Annotated in this window: 21 protein-coding genes and 1 pseudogene; 11 read left to right on the forward strand and 11 right to left on the reverse strand. The window is 40.2% G+C overall.

What is annotated here, in order from left to right; all coding sequences use genetic code 11:
* Nucleotides 1-8 precede the first annotated feature (8 nt).
* On the reverse strand, nt 9-251 hold the full coding sequence (locus H6G06_RS10895; RefSeq protein WP_242039660.1) for an AbrB/MazE/SpoVT family DNA-binding domain-containing protein: 243 nt from the start codon (nt 249-251) through the stop codon (nt 9-11).
* A 61-nt stretch (nt 252-312) separates the two neighbouring features.
* On the opposite strand from H6G06_RS10895, the gene H6G06_RS10900 reads away from it, so the two are divergent.
* The 3 genes from H6G06_RS10900 (at nt 313) to H6G06_RS10910 (ending at nt 1203) form a co-directional block, all read left to right on the forward strand.
* A complete protein-coding gene (locus H6G06_RS10900) occupies nt 313-510 on the forward strand; it encodes a hypothetical protein (protein WP_190559952.1) in 198 nt (65 codons plus the stop codon).
* 83 nt (nt 511-593) lie between these two features.
* Nucleotides 594-821, forward strand: a complete 228-nt coding sequence (locus H6G06_RS10905) for a hypothetical protein (RefSeq protein WP_190559954.1) — start codon at nt 594-596, stop codon at nt 819-821.
* Entirely contained in the window at nt 793-1203 is a 411-nt protein-coding gene (locus tag H6G06_RS10910) for a type II toxin-antitoxin system VapC family toxin (protein WP_338422932.1), read from the forward strand. Before H6G06_RS10905 ends, H6G06_RS10910 begins: the two co-directional genes overlap by 29 nt.
* A gap of 182 nt (nt 1204-1385) precedes the next feature.
* Here H6G06_RS10910 and H6G06_RS10915 read toward each other — a convergent pair whose 3' ends face one another.
* Nucleotides 1386-1595 (reverse strand): hypothetical protein, encoded by a 210-nt coding sequence (locus H6G06_RS10915; protein ID WP_190559956.1) that lies wholly within the window; start codon nt 1593-1595, stop codon nt 1386-1388.
* Nucleotides 1596-1850: 255 nt separating this feature from the next.
* Between H6G06_RS10915 and H6G06_RS10920 the strand changes: the two genes are divergently transcribed.
* On the forward strand, nt 1851-2660 hold the full coding sequence (locus H6G06_RS10920; RefSeq protein WP_190559958.1) for a Tab2/Atab2 family RNA-binding protein: 810 nt from the start codon (nt 1851-1853) through the stop codon (nt 2658-2660).
* 70 nt (nt 2661-2730) lie between these two features.
* Here the strand turns inward: H6G06_RS10920 and H6G06_RS10925 are convergent, their stop codons facing one another.
* Nucleotides 2731-3534, reverse strand: a complete 804-nt coding sequence (locus H6G06_RS10925) for an SDR family NAD(P)-dependent oxidoreductase (RefSeq protein WP_190559960.1) — start codon at nt 3532-3534, stop codon at nt 2731-2733.
* A 434-nt stretch (nt 3535-3968) separates the two neighbouring features.
* Between H6G06_RS10925 and H6G06_RS10930 the strand changes: the two genes are divergently transcribed.
* Both H6G06_RS10930 and galK read left to right on the forward strand, forming a co-directional pair.
* The gene (locus H6G06_RS10930) at nt 3969-4229 is read left to right on the forward strand and encodes a hypothetical protein (RefSeq protein ID WP_242039661.1); all 261 of its coding nucleotides are present in this window, start codon (nt 3969-3971) and stop codon (nt 4227-4229) included.
* A 136-nt stretch (nt 4230-4365) separates the two neighbouring features.
* Nucleotides 4366-5436 (forward strand): galactokinase, encoded by a 1071-nt coding sequence (gene galK / locus H6G06_RS10935; RefSeq protein WP_190559962.1) that lies wholly within the window; start codon nt 4366-4368, stop codon nt 5434-5436.
* A 301-nt stretch (nt 5437-5737) separates the two neighbouring features.
* Here galK and H6G06_RS10940 read toward each other — a convergent pair whose 3' ends face one another.
* Nucleotides 5738-5989, reverse strand: a complete 252-nt coding sequence (locus tag H6G06_RS10940; protein ID WP_190559964.1) for a hypothetical protein — start codon at nt 5987-5989, stop codon at nt 5738-5740.
* A gap of 237 nt (nt 5990-6226) precedes the next feature.
* Between H6G06_RS10940 and H6G06_RS10945 the strand changes: the two genes are divergently transcribed.
* The gene (locus tag H6G06_RS10945; RefSeq protein ID WP_190559966.1) at nt 6227-6382 is read left to right on the forward strand and encodes a hypothetical protein; all 156 of its coding nucleotides are present in this window, start codon (nt 6227-6229) and stop codon (nt 6380-6382) included.
* A gap of 41 nt (nt 6383-6423) precedes the next feature.
* Entirely contained in the window at nt 6424-7320 is an 897-nt protein-coding gene (locus H6G06_RS10950; protein ID WP_190559967.1) for a bile acid:sodium symporter family protein, read from the forward strand.
* A gap of 184 nt (nt 7321-7504) precedes the next feature.
* Here the strand turns inward: H6G06_RS10950 and galT are convergent, their stop codons facing one another.
* The 3 genes and pseudogenes from galT to H6G06_RS10965 form a co-directional block, all read right to left on the reverse strand.
* Nucleotides 7505-8605, reverse strand: a complete 1101-nt coding sequence (galT, locus tag H6G06_RS10955) for a galactose-1-phosphate uridylyltransferase (RefSeq protein WP_190559969.1) — start codon at nt 8603-8605, stop codon at nt 7505-7507.
* A complete protein-coding gene (locus tag H6G06_RS10960; RefSeq protein WP_190559971.1) occupies nt 8584-10446 on the reverse strand; it encodes a glycoside hydrolase family 2 protein in 1863 nt (620 codons plus the stop codon). The genes galT and H6G06_RS10960 overlap by 22 nt, the downstream gene beginning before the upstream one ends.
* 895 nt (nt 10447-11341) lie before the next feature.
* A pseudogene (locus H6G06_RS10965) lies at nt 11342-11590 on the reverse strand (hypothetical protein).
* Nucleotides 11591-11849: 259 nt separating this feature from the next.
* On the opposite strand from H6G06_RS10965, the gene H6G06_RS10970 reads away from it, so the two are divergent.
* Nucleotides 11850-12473: a family 43 glycosylhydrolase gene (locus H6G06_RS10970; RefSeq protein ID WP_338422933.1), complete on the forward strand. Its 624-nt coding sequence runs from the start codon at nt 11850-11852 to the stop codon at nt 12471-12473.
* 228 nt (nt 12474-12701) lie between these two features.
* On the opposite strand, the gene H6G06_RS10975 is transcribed toward H6G06_RS10970, so the two are convergent.
* The 3 genes from H6G06_RS10975 to H6G06_RS10985 form a co-directional block, all read right to left on the reverse strand.
* A complete protein-coding gene (locus H6G06_RS10975; RefSeq protein ID WP_190559973.1) occupies nt 12702-14045 on the reverse strand; it encodes a GTP-binding protein in 1344 nt (447 codons plus the stop codon).
* Nucleotides 14046-14238: 193 nt separating this feature from the next.
* Nucleotides 14239-14571 carry a hypothetical protein gene (locus H6G06_RS10980; protein WP_190559976.1) on the reverse strand — a complete coding sequence of 111 codons (333 nt, stop codon included), beginning with the start codon at nt 14569-14571 and terminating at the stop codon, nt 14239-14241.
* A 118-nt stretch (nt 14572-14689) separates the two neighbouring features.
* Nucleotides 14690-15640, reverse strand: a complete 951-nt coding sequence (locus tag H6G06_RS10985; RefSeq protein WP_190559978.1) for a metal ABC transporter substrate-binding protein — start codon at nt 15638-15640, stop codon at nt 14690-14692.
* A 127-nt stretch (nt 15641-15767) separates the two neighbouring features.
* Between H6G06_RS10985 and H6G06_RS10990 the strand changes: the two genes are divergently transcribed.
* Both H6G06_RS10990 and H6G06_RS10995 read left to right on the forward strand, forming a co-directional pair.
* Nucleotides 15768-16589 (forward strand): metal ABC transporter ATP-binding protein, encoded by an 822-nt coding sequence (locus tag H6G06_RS10990; RefSeq protein ID WP_190559980.1) that lies wholly within the window; start codon nt 15768-15770, stop codon nt 16587-16589.
* 115 nt (nt 16590-16704) lie between these two features.
* Nucleotides 16705-17565: a metal ABC transporter permease gene (locus H6G06_RS10995; protein ID WP_190559982.1), complete on the forward strand. Its 861-nt coding sequence runs from the start codon at nt 16705-16707 to the stop codon at nt 17563-17565.
* A 906-nt stretch (nt 17566-18471) separates the two neighbouring features.
* On the opposite strand, the gene H6G06_RS11000 is transcribed toward H6G06_RS10995, so the two are convergent.
* A complete protein-coding gene (locus H6G06_RS11000) occupies nt 18472-19071 on the reverse strand; it encodes an exopolysaccharide biosynthesis protein (RefSeq protein ID WP_190559984.1) in 600 nt (199 codons plus the stop codon).
* Nucleotides 19072-19080: the final 9 nt, after the last annotated feature.

Raw genomic sequence — 19080 nt, forward strand, 5'->3', positions numbered from 1 at the left:
TTATTCAATCATAATAAAACATCATCGCCGTTTTCTGCCATTTCTATAAATGCTTTTTCCCAACCCTTTCTTACTTGTTTAACTGGGCGAATAATGAAATGATTTCCTTGAACTTCTATTTCTAATTCTGAAGGAGTTCCGCTTTGTTCTAACAGTGTTTTAGGAATAAAAACACCTTGCGAATCTCCGATTTTGACTATTTGGGTTTTAACAGCTTTGCCCGTTGTATGTGATTGAGTAAATATATTCACAATTGTATCACAAAAATATTATAGTCATGTTATGCTATAAAAGTGTATGGAGAAAAGATCCATGACTACTTTAGTGAAAGAATTATTAAGCACATTTGATAGTTTACCAGAATCAGAAAGACTAGAAATAGCTATGGAGATTTTGAAACGGGTTACAAATTTAGACTTTCCACCTTTATCCGATGACGATTTAGTGTGGAATGCTGAAGAAATTTTTTTAGAATTAGATCAACAAGAAACAGATTATGAGTACCCCTAGACGTGGAGAAGTTTGGCTTGTTGATCTGGGTTACACCGCAAAAGTCAGACCAACAGTATTTCAAAATTCAAGGAAGAAATATTATGAATGTATCTGTTACTGACCAAATTATTGAACAATTAAAAATCATGCCTCAAGACTTGCAATATCAAGTCCTAGAATTTGCCCGCAATTTGACAAATTCAAACATCAAAGGTGTTCCCGGTAAAGAATTACTAAAGTTTGCAGGTTCAATACCCAAAGAAGATTTACAGCTAATGAGTGAAGCAATAAAACAAGATTGTGAAAAGGTTGACTTTGATGAATGGTAGATACTTGCTCGATACTAATATCATTATTGCTTTCTTCGCTGATGAAATAGCAGTCAAGAACAAACTTTCACAAGCAACTGAAGTTTTCATTCCCAGTATTGCAGTAGGGGAATTGTTTTATGGTGCTAGAAAATCGGGACGTTCAAAAGAGAATATAGAACGTATTGAAGAATTTATCGCTAAAAATACTGTGCTTGAATGTAATACAGAAACATCTCGAATATACGGTGAAATCAAAAATCAGCTACGTTTGAAAGGTCGTCCCTTACCTGAAAATGATATTTGGATTGCCGCAATAAGTCTTCAATATAATCTAATTTTAGTTACACGCGATGCTCATTTTCAGGAAGTTGAAAATTTACAAACAGTTTCTTGGATATAGCACGCAAATTAGCAATATTGTAAGTAATAATCATGACAGAAAATAAAGACTAGCTGAACGAAAAAAACTAAATTCAAAATAGTAAGCACAATTCAATTTAATAAATGCTAAATTTAATCCAAACAACGGCATCCCCACCTGCTTAACGCTAGAGATGGGGACACAATAATTAAATGATTACCTTAACGAGATGGATTACCCTGATTAGGACTACCCGCTACATTATCCTCACCAGGTGCTTCTGGTTTAGCAGTTTCTTTAGCACCACTTTGTTCTGCATCACCAGTTTTGCGAATATCTGAATCAAGGGGAGTTTGATAACCACCAGAAGCTGCTGGTGTACTTTGTTGCTGTTCAGATTTTTTTTGTTGTTTGTTACTTTTTGTACTCATGAGTAAACTCCAATTAATTTAAACATCATTTTAGTCAGTTAAGACGTGCAAATTTATCTATCTATAATCTAGTTATTGTGGATTTATTTATCTGTCTTAAGTATTGTTTTTAATTTCATGACTTAATACTTACAGGAATAGACAAAATCGCCAAATTGATCTGTGATTCATGAAAATACGTGATTTATAATTACTTAATTTACCCAGTTTTATGGTAAAAATTAAATTGACCCAAAAAAAACATCAATATTAATAATGAGTCTAATTTGGCAAGTTGATTTTTATCGCAGTCCTCAAAAGGATGCAACCGGACAGGTATTATGGGAGTTGTTGATTTGTGATGCAATTCGCAGCTTTGAGTATGTCGCTACCTGTCCCCAGTCACAAGCAAATTCAAATTGGCTGACAGAACAGTTTAAATTAGCAGCTAAGGAAAAGTTACCTGATGTCATTCAGGTTTTTCGTCCTCAGTCTTTGAGTTTAATTACCGCTGCGGGAAATAACTTAGGTATTAATGTTGAAGCTACCCGTCACACTTTGGCGTTAAAACAATGGTTGGAAGAAAAGCAATATCCTACAGTCATTGATAAACCACCTCCAACACCTTTACCAGAAAATCTCTGGGGTGAAGAATGGCGCTTTGCAAATATTCCCGCAGGTGATATTGTGGATGAGTTTGCAGAACGTCCGATTCCTGTTTTGCAAATACCAGAATTTCTGCTACCAATTAATCTGGGTTTAGCGTCAACTGTTCCCGTTCCCGGTGTAATAATTTATGGGGGTAGACAATCTCTGCGTTTAGCAAGATGGTTACAAGAAGCCAATCCTGTCAGTTTAAATTATATCACAGGTGCGCCTAATGGTTTGATTTTAGAAGCTGGTTTGGTGGATAGATGGATTTTGGCAACTTTTGAAGATGCAGAAGTTACAGCAGCAGCTAAGGTCTATGAACAGCGCAAACAATTAAGTAAAGGTTTGCATTTTTTATTGGTGCAACCTGATGATTCGGGGATGACTTTCAGTGGTTTTTGGTTATTACAAGAGGAAAATCTAAATAATGTTTGATTATTTATTGAAAAACCTGCTCCTCTATATTTCTGAAACAAGCAAGTATTCTTCCTCCTGACTCCTGATATTATTTCCTCAGTTCGTGCATATTTCTCACGACTTTGGTAACTATGTTTCTGGGTGCAAATCTGACGGATTTAGCTAATATTTTATTTCTCAAACCAGGAATTGCAATAGTTTTATTTGCCATTAAACTATCATAGCCAATTTTAGCCACTGTTTCAGTTTTCATCATTCTATTCACATGGGCAATTTTGGCTTCTTCCATTGCTGCTGCTTTTTGAAATTCTGATGCTGTTGGTCCTGGACAAAGGGTAGTTACAGTTACTCCTGTACCTTCTAATTCATTAGCGATCGCTTCAGAAAATGATAACACATAAGCTTTAGTTGCAAAATAAACGGCCATTAACGGACCAGGTTGAAAAGCCGCAACTGAAGCAACATTTAATATTTTTCCATAGCCTTGGCTGATCATATCCTTGAGGAATAATTTAGTTAAGTGCGTGAGACTAACTATGTTTACCTGTAACATTTTTAGTTCTGTTGTCAGGTCAGTTTCGCTAAATACTCCATAAGTACCGAATCCAGCATTATTAACTAATACATCAATCTTAATTCCCGCTTGCTGTAATTCGGTAAATATTTCTTCTGGAGATGTTGATATAGATAAATCCTTAACTAAAGTTTTAACATAAATACCAAACTTTTTGCTAAATTCCTCAGCAATTAGCGCCAGTGTTTCTGCATCTTTATCTACTAAAACAAGATTGTAACTATGCCGAGCAAAAATATATGCTAATTGGTAGCCAATTCCATGCGCTGAACCTGTGACAAGGGTGGTTTTTTGTCGAGATTTATGATTATTTTCCATTGGATGTAATGGTTAATTTGAGTTGAATAAAGTGAAAATGTTATGATAAGAACATTATTGAAAATGAGTTTTGTAGCAGTCTCATTAACTTTATTACTTTCACATAAAAAGATCTGTATTCCTTGATTCACTCTTACTCTGAGAGGATGTTTTAAAAGTTTTGAATGTATAAATAAACCCCTCTCCAAACCTCTCCCCGACGCGGGGAGAGGCTTTGAAACCTCCATTCCCTCGTAGGGAAGGGGGGTTAGGTTGCTGAAGATTATTGGTTTCATCTAATACTTTTCAAACAACCTCTGAAACAAGTAGAGACATTCCGCTGGAATATCTCTACTTGAAAGGCTACCAGGAAACCTCAATTCACAACCCCAGACAGACGCAGACAGACACAGAGAAACTTGATAATTATCTGTATCTATCTGTGTTTATCCCCTATGAACGAAGAAGTCTCAGCCAAGCTGGAACTAATGAGGCAAACCCTATCTGAAAATAGAGAAATTGTTGCGACTCCAACTGCTACTGAAACTTTAGCAGCAGGGATGGCTGTTGCTTGGAACCCAAGTTTAGCCGGGGCAAAAGTGGAAGATACTTTTGTAATTCTTGAGGATGGGAAGTTAGAGAATTTGACTTTTGACCCGAATTTTCCCAGTGTAGAGGTAGAAGGGAGATTGCGGGCTATGCCTTTAGTTAAATAGACATCTCCGAGAATTCCAGTAATTTTCCGGTGTTCATAGCAAACCCTGAATAAATCTAGTTCTTCCTTTGCTCCTTTGCGTCTACCCTGCGGGATCTCTAAGAGAGATTGCGCGAAACAAAAACAAACAAAAGATTATGAATTTTGAAGAAATATTTAATACAATACCCGAAACAGAAGCCAGTGCGCCTGGTAGGGTAAATTTACTGGGTGAACATACCGACTATAATGATGGTTTTGTGCTGCCAACTGCCATTCCTCAAAGCACAACAGTGTTACTGGGCATGAGTAGAGATAGCGAACACCATTTTTACTCAGAAAATTTAAACGAGCGAGTCACTATATTAGATACGCACCATTCACCATCGGGGTTTTCCAGCTATATTTTTGGTTGTATTGAAGTTTTGAAAACAGCAGGATACACAATACCACCCTTATTGGTGTATGTGAAATCAACCGTGCCTATAGGTTCGGGTTTATCTAGCAGTGCGGCTTTAGAAGTAGCAACACTGAGAGGAATACGTCAACTTCTTGATCTCCCTCTCAATGATGTGGAAATTGCCCAACTCGCACAACAAGCAGAAATTCACTATGCTGGTGTCCAATGCGGCATTATGGATCAAATGGCTGCTAGTTTGGCGGATAGCAAACATATTTTATTTTTAGATACTCGTACCCTAGAACGCCAGCTTGTACCTTTTCCATCTGAAGCCGAGATTGTAGTTATAGATAGCGGTGTGCCGCGTACCCTTGCTAGTAGTGGCTATAACCAACGTCGGGCTGAGTGTGAAGAGGCTGCCCATTTGTTGGGAGTGACAGCACTGCGAGATATTACTGATGCTAAGGAAACCGAAATATTACCTAAACCGTTATGCGATCGCGCTCGTCATGTAATTACAGAAAATAACCGCGTCTTGGAAGCTTTACAGGGAGTCTCACCTGAGCGGTTTGGAGAGTTGATGAACGCATCCCATGCTAGTTTACGGGATGATTACGAAGTTTCCGTTCCTGCGCTGGATACTTTGGTAGAAATTTTGCAGAGAACGCCAGGAGTATTTGGTGCAAGGCTGACAGGAGCAGGTTTTGGTGGAGCTTGCGTGGCTTTAGTTGCATCAGGTGAAGGAAGAGATATTGCCACAAAAGCCGTTGAAGAATACAACCATCTAGGTAACACCGGACGTATTTTAGTTCCCACTTTTGAGCTTTAGACTGTGTACCATTTTGAATACACTGGAAAATAAAAACGATCCCATTCGCTAAAGCTATCGTCTCTTTAGGAACGAAAGCCAGTTTCAAATTCTCAAGATCAGTGTCGCATAATAGCTATCTTTAATCTGGGTTTCACCCTTTCTTCTACATTCTGTATGGGAATGAATTCTAGAAGGCTCTGCCTTTGCTGTCACTAAAGGCAGAGCGTCTGTGATTGTATTTCCAGTCTGAGGCTGGGAACAAGATAGTTATCGAATTTGTCTACATCCATCTGCGGTTTTAAATTCATTTGCAGATTAATTAATACTCATACCTAATCTGATACTCACTAGCTTCGTTTATGCCGCCTACCTGTTGGTAGATATCACTTTGACTCAAATAAATATCTTTGTGTTTATCAACAGAAGAGTCCAACTTCTCAAAATGTAGTTGTATTTCTTTATTGACTGGGTTAAAAACTGTATTTAGGTATTTTAACCGCAAGAATACTCGAAAATTGTCTATATCAGCAAATTCATAAATCTTTCCTGGCTCTAAGTTTAGCTCAGTCATAATTACTTTCATCTTTATAATTTGGCTTCTGGATATTTCCAACTCTAGGGAAAAATCCCTATCTTTAGCATAAGTATCACTTCTCCTTGCTACCTCTACCAGATGAGATGGCTTGACCTTGCGTTAGTTAGACTTGGAGATCGACATTCACAGCTTGCAATTCCTTCGCTTTATCCTCTGTTGATACTCCCCACGGCTAGAAAGAAACCGGGGGATTTTTGCTTCAAAGGGATTCCAATGAATTTAGCCGTGCTAACGCGTCGCTTCGCTAATAGTAAGCATCCTAAAGCTTCCTTGGCAAACATCTGCGCCGCAAGTTTTGTTGCTGCCAAATACTACAAGCGATCGCTCCCTCAAGCCTGCAATTTTGTAGCGGTTGCAACTCCTGTATAGACAGTCTGATATCATCTTTGTGTTTAATTAATACAAAGATTATGCAAGCAAGCTTTTTGAGTGCGGTTGTTTTACCTGTAGCTTTGGCTATCATTATGCTGGGAATGGGGTTATCTCTTGCACCAGAAGATTTCCAGCGTGTAAAGAAGTATCCCAAAGCGGTTGCCATTGGCTTGATTAATCAGTTGTTTTTTTTACCTGTGATTGGTTTTATCATTGCTAAAGTTGTACCCATGCAGCCAAACATTGCTATGGGATTAATGATAGTGGCGCTGTGTCCAGGTGGAGTATCCTCCAATGTCATTACATTCCTCGCTAAAGGTGATGTTGCACTCTCAGTCACGCTGACGGCTTTTAGCAGTGTAATTACAGTATTTACAATTCCATTGTTCGGCAACCTTGCATACCAGCACTTTATCGGGCAAACTGCGGCGATCGCTCTACCCATTGGTGCAACTATACTACAAGTTTTTCTGATGACGCTTTTGCCTATCGGGTTGGGAATGGGGGTAAGACAGATATTTCCAGAAGTTGCGCGTCGGTTGGAAAAAGTGACTAACCGCCTAGCAGTTGCTTTTCTGGCGATAATTATTCTCTTGCTCATTATTCGTGAGTGGAATAATCTCCCTGGCTTTATTGTCCAAGTGGGAGTAGGTGTAGTGCTTTTGAATACTATCGCAATGTTGGCGGGGTTTTATGTTAGCAAACTATTTAACCTAAATATTCCTCAGCAAATCTGCATTGCCATTGAGGTGGGTATTCAAAATGGTACACTAGCTATAGCAATTACAGCCGGACTACTCAACAATCCTGATATGGCTGTACCAGCAGCAATTTACAGTTTGTTTATGAATGTCACAGGGTTTATTGCTATTACCTACGGGAGAAAGTTGGCTGCAAGCAACCCGGTTCAGGAAGCTATAGAGAGTAAGGTTTAGCAGGGTTAACAGCTAGTTAGTTTTTTAATAACTAATGCTAACAACTCACATTTGATCAAAATTTCCTACCATCTGATCTAAAGTGACAACAGAGTCAGAGCCTCTGTGAGAGCATTCCCAGTCAGAGACTGGGAACGAGGAAACGAGGAACCCCTACACCCTTACACCCCTACATCCAGTCTGTTTATGCCGAAACTGGCATTCGCAGATTTACATTCACTGCTTGTAATTCCTTGGCTTTCTCCTCTGGTAAAGCATCATTAGCAAACATCCCCGCTGCAAGTTCTGTTCCTGCCAAATACTTCAAGCGATCGCTCGTGCGGTATGGTGGATAAAACTGGGCGTGTAAATGTGCTTCTGGATGAGGTAAACCATCCGTTGGTGCTTGAAACCAAGCCATTAAATAAGGGAAAGGACGATTCCACAAGCCGTCATATTTGAGAGTGACAGTTTTTAAAGCTTTGGCAAGTCCCCAACGTTGTTCTAAGCTTAAGTCTGAAAAAGTGGCTACTGCTTGTTTTGGTGCTACCCAAACTTCATAAGGGTAACGCGCACAGACGGGAACGAATGCGATCGCATCTTCATCTTCATAAATTATTCGTTGCTTGTCAGCAATTTCTTTCTCAATCAAATCTGCTAACAACCCGCGTTTATGTTCCTGATAATACCGCTGCTGCTGTTCTAACATCTGCGCTGGCACAGGTGGAACAAACGGATAAGCGTAAATTTGCCCATGAGGGTGGTGTAAAGTCACACCTACTTCCACACCTTTATTTTCAAATGGCAACACATATTGAATTTGGGGATTTTTGCCCAAAACCTCCGTGCGATCGCCCCAAACTTGCAAAATTAAATCCAGGTGATCCAGTGTCAAGGATGACAAGGAAGCACGGGCATCCTGAGTAAAAACCACCACCTCACACGCGCCATTGGCTGGTGCTGTTTCTACAATGCAATCAGGCGGATTTTTTGCCGTTGTCACCATCGAGGGAAAACGGTTCTCAAATACTGCCACATCATACTTACCAACAGGTATTTCCGTGGGAAAATTAGGGTTTCGGCTAGGAGCAAGGGGGTTATATTCTGGGGGTGGTAAGAAAGTCCGTCCTTGACGATGACTGGCATAAGCCACCCATTCACCCCGGAGGGGATGCCAACGCAGGTGGGGATTTGCCCGCACTGGCTCATCACTGGGGCTAGTGGCTGTAATCTGATCAGAAATGGGGCAACGACTATACAAAGTCATCTGCCGTCCATCCGGCTTTAACAAGCTGTGGGAGTACATAATCCTTGTCCTGAAAGAGTAGCAGCACGGATCGCTGCAATGGGAAATTTGGGAGTGCGATCGCCGTACAATAAACCGTTAGCTTCTTGGAAGGTATCTGTGAATTGTGTGTAACAGAAGCCACTGAACATCTCGATGTTATTCACAGTTTCGAGGAGGGCAGTGTACTTCATTTCTAGCTCGGAGATATTCCAGCAACGCTCATATCCCCAAGCTTTATCTGCTTTAGGCTGGGTAGCAGGTGCATAAGCAATGCCACCAAACTCTGTCAGCATGACCGGTTGCCCCTGGTGCGGATAGTTGTCCAGGGTGAGGATACGTCCACCAGGACGCTTACGCTCAAACAAATCTGATAATTTTACTTCTGGTCCATAGCGATGAACCAATTGCTGGGGCTGAGTGTCGTAGTCATGAATAGCCAGAATGTCTGTATCTGTACTTTCCCAGCCATCATTACCAATTACCGGACGGGAAGGATCAAGGGTTTTGGTCAAATAATACATTGCCAAAACGTAGTTTCTATGGGCAGCAGTTTCAACTAAGTTGGGAACGCCCCAGGATTCATTAAAGGGAACCCAGGCGACAATACACGGATGGTTAATATCACGGTTGATTACCTCAGTCCACTCATGGGTCATACGTTCTACGGCTTTATGGGTAAAGCGATAGGCACTGGGCATCTCTTCCCATACTAACAAGCCTAAAACATCTGCCCAATATAAAAATCGGGGATCTTCGATTTTTTGATGTTTGCGAACTCCGTTGAAACCCATCGCTTTAGCTAGTTCCACATCACGCCGCAAAGCATCATCATCGGGGGCGGTCATGAGGGAATCAGGCCAGTAACCTTGGTCTAAAACCAGTCGTAAATAATAAGGACGACCATTGAGCATAAAGCGATCGCGCTGAATACTCACCGTCCGCAATGCCGTATAAGATTTTACTTTATCTAGCACTTGGTTGTTATATACCAACTGAATTTCCGCATCAATCAAAGTTGGTCTTTCTGGACTCCACAGTAATTCATTCCGGTAGTCATCAATACCAGGATCAGCTAAAGCAATGCGGCGGCTAACTTCTCCGTCGAACACTTCGTAGGTATCGTTAGCTAACACCTTACCGCCAACGCTCAATTTCACCTTCATTTGAATGCCACAAACAGGTATATCCCCTGCCAGCGCCGCACAACAGCCGATTTCCCACCGCTCAAAGTCAGGAGTCCAGCGGATGTGATCTATATATGTTGTCCCTACACGCTCAACCCACACAGTCTGCCAAATACCAGTAGTGCGTGGATACCAAATACTGTGGGGTTCTAACTGCCAATCTTGCTTACCACGGGGTTTTGCCAAGTCGTGAGGATCATCTTGCGCCCAAACTGTGATTTTAGTTGTGCCACTGTCATTCAAAACGTGGGTAATATCAATGCTAAATGGGGTATGGCCGCCTTCATGTTCAGCCAGATATTGGTCGTTTACCCAAACCCGCGCTCGATAATCTACAGCACCAAAATGCAGCAGAAATCGCCCTTCTCCTGTTGGTGTTGCAAATTCTCGCTCATACCAGCAGTTGGCATGAAATCCTGTATCACCAATCCCACTTTTGGTAGATTCAGGAGCAAAGGGGACTTCGATATGATGAGTCCATTGGCTAAGGTCGCTGGGTTGGGAGCAATTACCTTCATCGTCATAAGCGAATTTCCACTGTCCGTCCAGACTTTGCCAGTGCGATCGCCGCAGATGCGGACGTGGATATGCTGGATCTTGGAAACTCAAAATCTGCTTATTATCACTCTCAGAGGTGAATTTAACTTCAAAATTCTCGATAGCTAACGCTTTCATATAAAACCTCTTCCTTAACTACAAAAAAACAAATTTTTTTTTTCTATTTTTGGTTGAAAACAACCTAGAACCGCTTCGCAGAAGCCAAAAGTCAAAAGAATTATATTCCGGGCTTTTGCGCTGTTTTTAACGGTATTTTGATGTCCTCCGTGATGTACTAGTACAGGTCGGCGTAAATAAACCAGCTATTCCAAATTCCTCAACAGATTACCTGTATTAGTTTTGAATTTTGAATGCATGACTTTTGACTTTCACCCTACGGTACTAGTGTAAGAATCTAGAAAGCACAAGGCAGGAGTTAGAAGCCTGTAATGCTTATATAATCTACTTTTTGTCAGTTTCTAACTGTGTAGTTATTTTTGTGTGCTGTACTAGTCTATTTGCAGAAATCCTGTGATTTCTGGACTGATTTATTCTTTTTAGCGTCAATGAATGGAGTGTGATTTCCTCGCATTAGACTAATTTTAAGTAGCAGCCGGAAATCACCTCCATCACAGTTAGTGCCGGCGGCATGAAAATATTATTTATGGACTCCTGGCTCGTGACATTATGACACAAATAAACACAATATTTGTCCAGTCACAAGAAAATATGTAAGAACATTTTGAAACCTAATTATAATGAGTATATCGAAAACATGGGTATTTGCAGATGTACCTTGATCTAAATAATGTATTATATTAAACTTGCTCAATAATTAATGTAATACCTATTGCCAACTAGCAATTTTGATCAAAGTATCTAAAAATGATTTTAATTCTACTTTTTTCATTTAATTTGACTTTTAGATGTAAATACTGCCACAATTAAGTATGAATACTTATGGGGAATTGCAATAGTTTTGAGTTAATTAGGCCACAGTGTAGAGCCGTTGTATGCAACTTCTCTACACGGTTTATAAAGAAAAAATCTCTTCGGCACTCGATGGATGAATACCAATATTGTTATTCAAGTTCTTTTTAGTAGCACCTAATTTTATAGCTACAGCAATACTTTGAATAATTTCTGATGCCGATTAACCCAGCATATGAACGCCTAAAATGCGATCTGATTTACCGTCTATTACTAATTTAATCAAACTTTTTTCATCTTGCCCATTCAGGCTATAAAAAAGTGGTTTAAATTTCTCACTGTAACACTGCACCGATTCACCAAATTTTTCCCGTGCTTGAGATTCTGTCAAGCCACACGCAATACTGTAAATTCCACTACCCTAACTTCTGTCACTAACGCACATAACCTGGGCTTGGCTAAGGAAATTAATATACTGAAACAGAAGCTAAATTCTGATACTCAAATCATTAATTTTGATGTCCATTCCCTTTACCAAGAATCGATGCAAAACCCAAGCAAATTTGGTTTTACTAATGTAACTAATGCTTGCCTATATAGCCTGAATAACTGTGATCATCCTGACAAATTTTTGTTCTGGGACGGGATTCATCCCACTACTGCTGCTAGGTCCGTATGAGGATGTTGGTGAACCACTGACAGACCTGAATAATTGCCCTTTTGCGATTGATCCGCATCCGTTCCGCGATGACGATGGACAGTGGTATTTGTTTTATGCTCGTGATTTCCTAGATACAGAGGGAGGTATGCGTGCGGGAACGGCGCTGGTTGTAGACCGACTCCAAGATATGACAAAGCTGACTGGTGTGGAAACAGTTGTTTTGCGATCGCGTTGTGATTGGCAGCGGTTTCTAGACAACCGCATGATGTACGGTCAAGTTTTTGATTGGCATACTTTGGAAGGTCCCTGTGTCCGCAAACATGAGGGACGCTACTATTGCTTTTATAGCGGTGGGTGCTGGGAAACTGAAAATTACGGTGTCGATTATGGAGTTGCCGATAGTGTGATGGGGACCTATTCTGATGCGGGTAATGAAGCTGGCCCACGGGTGTTGCGATCGCTTCCCGGTTATGTTAAAGGACCTGGCCGCAACTCAATCGTTTTGGGACCTGATACTCAAACCGAGTATATGCCTATCATGCTTGGGGTAAGGATGGACGGCAAATTTGCTTAGATAAGCTCACTTGGACACCAAATGGTCCGCGTTGTCAGGGTCTGACTTGGAAACCACAGACTATTGATATTAACAAGTACGTCAACAGAAGATAGAAAATTTACAGGAAACTAAAAGTTAGTGTTATGGAATCACCTGTTAAAAAGGTAACACTGCTCGGTTAAGGAAAATGGGGGAGTAAAACCAAGGACAAGTCTGGTGACCGAACGCACTGGCTCCGCATAAACTTTATTTACCCCCTAATTCTTCCTGTAACCGATATAAAATTGTATTTTTATCAACTTGGGACAAAATCTCTTGAATAACCGTACTAGCGCCTAACTGTCCCCAAGTACAGCCTTTTTCTAAATATATCTGTGCAGCTTTACCAACAGTATAAGACCCATAACCAGCAATACCAGCTTGAGCGATCGCACTCCCAGCAAAAGTAGTAATATTGAGAGGATTATCACCACTAGCTATAGCAGCTGTAGTTTTACCTAAACCTAATACAAAACTACTGCCTAATTCCCCCAATAATAAACCACCAGAACTAAATAAAATAGTTTTTAATAAATTTGTAGCTTCATAGCTAGTCATCGGTAAAGAGTATAATCTAGCCAAGGAACGAATTAAAGCTAAATCAGTAATTAAACCACCAATAATATCTAAAAAAGCGATAGGATTTAACCCCATAGCGAGAGCTTTATATTTTGTAAATTGCCAAATAATATCTTCCGCTTCTTTTTGGCGTAAATCTATGGTTTTTTCAGCTATAATTTCTTCAGCTTCCCGCGCTTGAATCAGTGCATTTAAAGCTAAGAGCGATCGCCCCTCTCTATTCAATATATTCAGAATAGTTTGCTTCAGTTCCTCAACCTGCGGTGGTGGTGTTTCCCACTCATAACTCACATTCCCATCCGGGTATTCTATTCTTACTTCCATTGGTGCAGGTTCAGCCGCAACCATCACAATTTCATCTGGTAACAACGGTTTAGCTTGGGGATTTCCTGCACCCAATTGTCGTAAATTTTTGTAAATTGCAGTTCTATCTGTATCTGGGTACAAATCGATTTTATTAAATACCAAAATCAAAGGTTTTTGAGCTTGACGCAACTCTAGCAACGCTTGATACTCGGTTCTAGTGATATCTCCAGAAACCACAAACAAAATTAAATCAGCTTGATGCGCCACATCTCGCGCCATTTGCGCCCGTGATGCCCCCTCAATTTCATCTAAACCGGGAGTGTCAATTAATTCTACTATTACTTTTCCCCCTGGCTTCCAACGTAGTGATCGCGGCCATTGAGTTACACCATTCAGGGGTCCAGTTTGGAGAATTTTTTCCCCTAACAAGGAATTCAAAACCGCAGACTTACCACGACTCACCAAGCCAAAAGCCGCGATTCTCACCACATTAGAGTCTAGCTTGTTGAGTGTAGCGGTTAAAAGTTCTATTTCTGGTTTTACCAAAAGAGCTAATTCTGGTTTAGATGATAGCTGTCCTGACTTGCGGAGATATCCATACCAAGATATCGCTTGTCTAAGACTAGCACGGGCGCGGTTTAAATGGGTTTCTTGCAGTTGAGACAAGGTGACAGAAACAATAGATTACATATCTATTTATATCGAAAATTTGGCGTTGCTGCTGTCCTGGTGTACATGACAATCATGACAATCATGAAATGTACTGTAAATTCTCCGCGCCCAACTCTTAGTCTAAACAGATAACTTGGTAATTTGCTAGAAATAGACTGGTCAAAAATCTCTTAGATTCATCCCTGCTTTACCACCAAATGCGTTCACCTTTCTCATTCACTCGTGCTTGACGAATAACATCAGAAATCTCTTCCGCATCTTTGACATGATGAAGTGCTTTTTTCTCACCATCAGGAGTTTCCACTACAAAGTAAGTGGGAACTGTAATATGATCACCTGTAATATCAGGGACATCTACAGCAACTTGTTGGGATTTTTCTTCAATTGATTGCGGTTCATCAGCAATTCTATCACCAGGATTAGCGGTTAAGTTCCTTTCTTTAACATTTGCTTCTTCTTTAGAAAAGCTATCTTTGCTTACTGGTTGATTAATTTGATTATCTTGATGATTATCAGTCATGGTCATATCCCAAATAAAAAACTACTATGTAAGAATTCATGAATTCTGACACTAGTATCAATCTAAATAATCAAAGGCGTAAGTAGTTCTTTCTTAGGAGAGAGTTTGAGGATGAACTTTACTTCTGAGGTTGAAAAGGTGTATATCTCCCACCTAAAGCTTCAACAATAGAGCGTGTGTTTGCTTCCATCATTTTCATGTAAGTATCTCCAGCACTTCCCTTTGCACCAATAGAATCCGAGTAAAGTGGATCTGGTGAGAGTTTCACCCCAGCTTCTTGGGCAACAGTTTTAATTAAAGCTGGATTAATTGTAGTTTCAGCAAAGATTGCCGGGACACCTATTTTCTTAATTGCATCAACTAATTGTTTCACAGTTTGGGCGCTTGGTTGTTCTTCAGTGCTAATCCCAATTAAAGTTCCGGAAATTTCCATCCCATAGGCATTAGCATAATATTGAAAAGCATCATGGGTAGTGATCAGTTTGCGTTTATCTGGAGGAATAGTTTGAATTTGTTGTTTAATCCAGATATTTAATTGCTGTAATTCCTTTGTCAGTTCTGCGGCATTTTGATTAAATTTATCTTTGTCTTCTGGTGATAACTCAATTAATGAATCTCTAATTGTATTTACCATAGATATAGCATTTTCCGCACTTCCCCAAACGTGAGGATCTGGGACAATTTGCCCTTTACTTTTTTCTAACTTTAAAGGTTTGACGACTTCCCCCACCGCTAAATTTCGCGCCTTCCCTCCAGTAGCATTCATTAACTTAATAAGACCCGGTTCCAAGTTGTAACCGTTATATAAAATTAAATCTGCTGTTTCCAAAACTCGACTATCTGCGGGTACAGGTTCATAAACGTGAGGATCTGCACCAGGTTGGAGAATTCCATTTAAATTAATTTCTTCTCCACCAACCTCTTGGGCTAAATCAGCAATAATAGTGCTAGTTGCTACAACTTGCGGCTTCCCATTTCCCTGGGGTTGAGGCTCTGGAGGAGTACAAGCAAATAAAGCCAAAGGTAAAAATATTCCCAGACACAACCGACAAATCTTGGTTTTCTTCATCTCATTGCTACCTATTGATACCAAATATTAGTTTCATGTATCCGAAAGATTACGTCAAATTATAGATTTTTTCATTATTTTCTCATTTTTATAGTAAGCTCAAAGAATCGATATTTTAACTACGGGTATGCAAAATATTTCTTTCTACCAAAAACCTAGTCTATTACGTAAATATGCACAGAAGATACCTGCACAAGCGAGAATATCTATTGATATGAATTCCTCAGCAGCCATTAGCATCTCCCATTTAGGCGTACACTATCGCACACAAGAAGCTTTGCGGGATGTGAACTGCATAATTAAACCAGGAAGACTAACGGGAATTTTTGGACCCAATGGTGCTGGTAAAAGTACACTAATGAAAGCCATTTTGGGATTAGTCCCTTTGACTAGTGGTAATGTCTTATACGAGAATAAACCTTTAATGCAGCAACTAGAAAAAGTTGCCTATGTGCCACAAAGAAGCCAAATTGACTGGAATTACCCAGCCACAGTTTGGGATGTAGTGATGATGGGGCGTGTAAAAAAAACAGGTTGGTTGCGTAGTTTCTCCACAGTTAGCCGCCAAATAGCAAAAGAGGCCTTAGAACGAGTAGGTATGAGAGAATATAGCGATCGCCCCATTGGAGAACTTTCTGGAGGACAACAACAGAGAGTATTTTTAGCCCGTGCGTTAACCCACCAAGCAGACATTTTCTGTTTTGACGAACCCTTTGTAGGAATAGATCAAAAAACCCAAACAATAATTTTTGAAGTCTTCCACGAACTAGCGGCGGCCAAAAAAATTGTCTTAATAGTTAATCACGACTTAGGCGAATCAATCGCTCATTTCGATGATTTAATTTTACTCAATTGTGAACTAATAGCCACAGGTTCCCGGCAACAAGTCCTTATAGAAAAAAACCTGCATCGTGCTTACGGAGGAAAAGTTATGTACTTTGCGGCTTAGTAATTAGTCATTAGTCATTAGTCATTAGTTATTGGAAGCAATAGGGAAAGAAAAATCTCCTCCCCAGTCCCCAGTCCCCAGTCCCCAGTCCCCAGTCCCCAGTCCCTAGTCCCCTATGCTTAATCAACTAATTGAACCATTGCAATATGGCTTCATGCAACGTTCCTTAATCATCGCCATATTAGTAGGCTTATTGTGCGCCGTAGTAGGCAGCTACTTAATGGTACAACGCCTAGCATTACTAGGTGATGCTATTAGCCATTCCGTATTACCAGGACTGGCTATAGCCTTCATGATCGGCGCTAATATTTTTGTTGGGGCTTTTATTGCCGGGATCTTGAGTACCATAGCCATAGCATTTATTAAAACCCGTTCCCCCATCAAAGAAGATGCAGCAATGGGGATAGTATTCTCTGCCTTTTTTGCCCTTGGTGTCACTCTAATTACAGTTATTCAAAAAGATAATAAAATCGACCTCAATCACTTTCTTTTTGGTAACATTCTCGGCGTAACTGCTGACGAAGTGCGGGACACTGCAATTATTGCTGCTATAGTTTTAATAATCGTTTTTTTATTATACAAAGAACTGTTATTTTACACCTTTGATCCATTAGGCGCACAAGCTGCAGGTTTACCAGTCAATCGGTTAAACTTTGGCTTAATGTTGTTGATTGCTTTAACAATTGTTGCCAGCATGAAAGCTGTAGGAGTGATTTTAGTATTATCACTTTTAATTACCCCCGGAGCAACTGCATATTTATTGGTAAAACGCTTACATGAAGTGATGATTTTAGGGGCGGTGATTGGTGTAATTTCTAGTATTAGCGGAATGTATCTCAGCTATTTTTATAATTTACCTTCTGGACCGGCGATTGTGTTGGTAGTGTCGGGTTTATTTGTCTTAGCTTTGTTGTTTAGTCCTAGACATGGCATTTTTGCATCCAGTCAGCTAAAGAAGCAGGAACTGGAAAAGTAGACCGACAGCTGCCACATACCTGTAGAAGCCAGTTAAACACCGCTAATCGCTTAGAGGGTGTTTGAAAAGTCTAAATTCATGCTACCGTGAGCGATTAGAAATCGCGCCTACACAGACAAAACCCACCTGCGTGGGTTCAAAACCTTTATTTTTCATTAGTCCACGGAGGTGGACTTAGTTTGTGTAGTAGTGTTCGCGCCAGCGTGGCGTTCGCGGTAGCGTGCCGGAGGCATCAGCCATATTATATTCGCCAAAAACTTTTCAAACATCCTCTTAGAGATTATTTCCAAAAAAGCGATCGCTATTAATAAATAAATTCTTCCTGATTTAACAGACACCCAGGCGGAAATATATAAACCTTAATTGATTAACTGCCCTCAGGTGGAACTGGGGGTTTCATTAAAACATTTTTCGATTATATACAAAAAAATATTTGCATAACCGAAACTTTCCGGATATAGCCAGAACCGAGACGGATAAGAAAATAGTAGATGCACCTTAATTTAGATCATTACCCTCAGCCTGTGGCTGGGGGTTTTATTTTAGCACTGTTTAATTGCTTAATTGTGTATTTTTGTGAGTAAAAAAGTTCTCTAGCAAATAGAACTTTATCTGGATTGAGTGAGAATTAGGACGAATCAAGAGATGGTAACTTGACCTTCACTGATTCATCTCCGATACAAAAAACACTAACTAGCTGTTAACCCTCAGCTTTTTAGGCTGGGTATTTCATTATAGAGGATCTCGCAGAGGAATGGGATATTTTTTTGGAAAAATTTTAGATTTCCCTAAATTTTGAATATTGACACTCTCAGGGCTAAAGCCGCTGAGATTCTGCTGACAGAATTAGATTAGGGAGTTACCCAGAGTCTAATTCTCGCTGCGTTTCCCACTTACCGCGAGGTCTTATGAGAGTAAATTGGGGGCTGACCAGACTGCATAACCAATAAACGCAAATAAGAAGGTAATCAAGACTGTAATTACATAGCAAAAGCATATCAGCAAGCCGTCAGATTCAATACTGGCAACGGCAAAAAGCAAAATACCAATGGTGGGGATAGGATTGGTAAAAGGGACTGGTGAAATTAGTAATATTGTTAACCAAGAGATACAAAGCCCATTGCATCGCCAAGTCAGAGCATGAGAAGCTATTTTCGTCAAGCGGGGACGGGTGATTTTTTCCAATAATCTGGTTACTCGTCGCAGGTTTTGTAAGATCACCTCAGCAAAGGGGCGAGGAAATTCATAAGTAGCGATTTTTTTGGGTAGCCAAGGCGATCGCTTGCCCAAAAGCATTTGTAAAGACAACAGTAAACAAGCAACCCCAAACGGACCTGTTAACCCAGGTGGCATGGGGAACAAAAATGGTAAAACCAATAATGCGATCACCAAACTAAAACCCCGTTCTGAAGTTTCCGCTAGAACATCACCCAGAGTTAGCGGCTGTTTGGTTAAACGTTGCAGTAAAAACTTAATCTCTTGAGAAAATCTCAAATGTATTTTCATGGGATTTTC

This window comes from Anabaena sphaerica FACHB-251 (assembly GCF_014696825.1).
Taxonomy (GTDB): domain Bacteria; phylum Cyanobacteriota; class Cyanobacteriia; order Cyanobacteriales; family Nostocaceae; genus RDYJ01.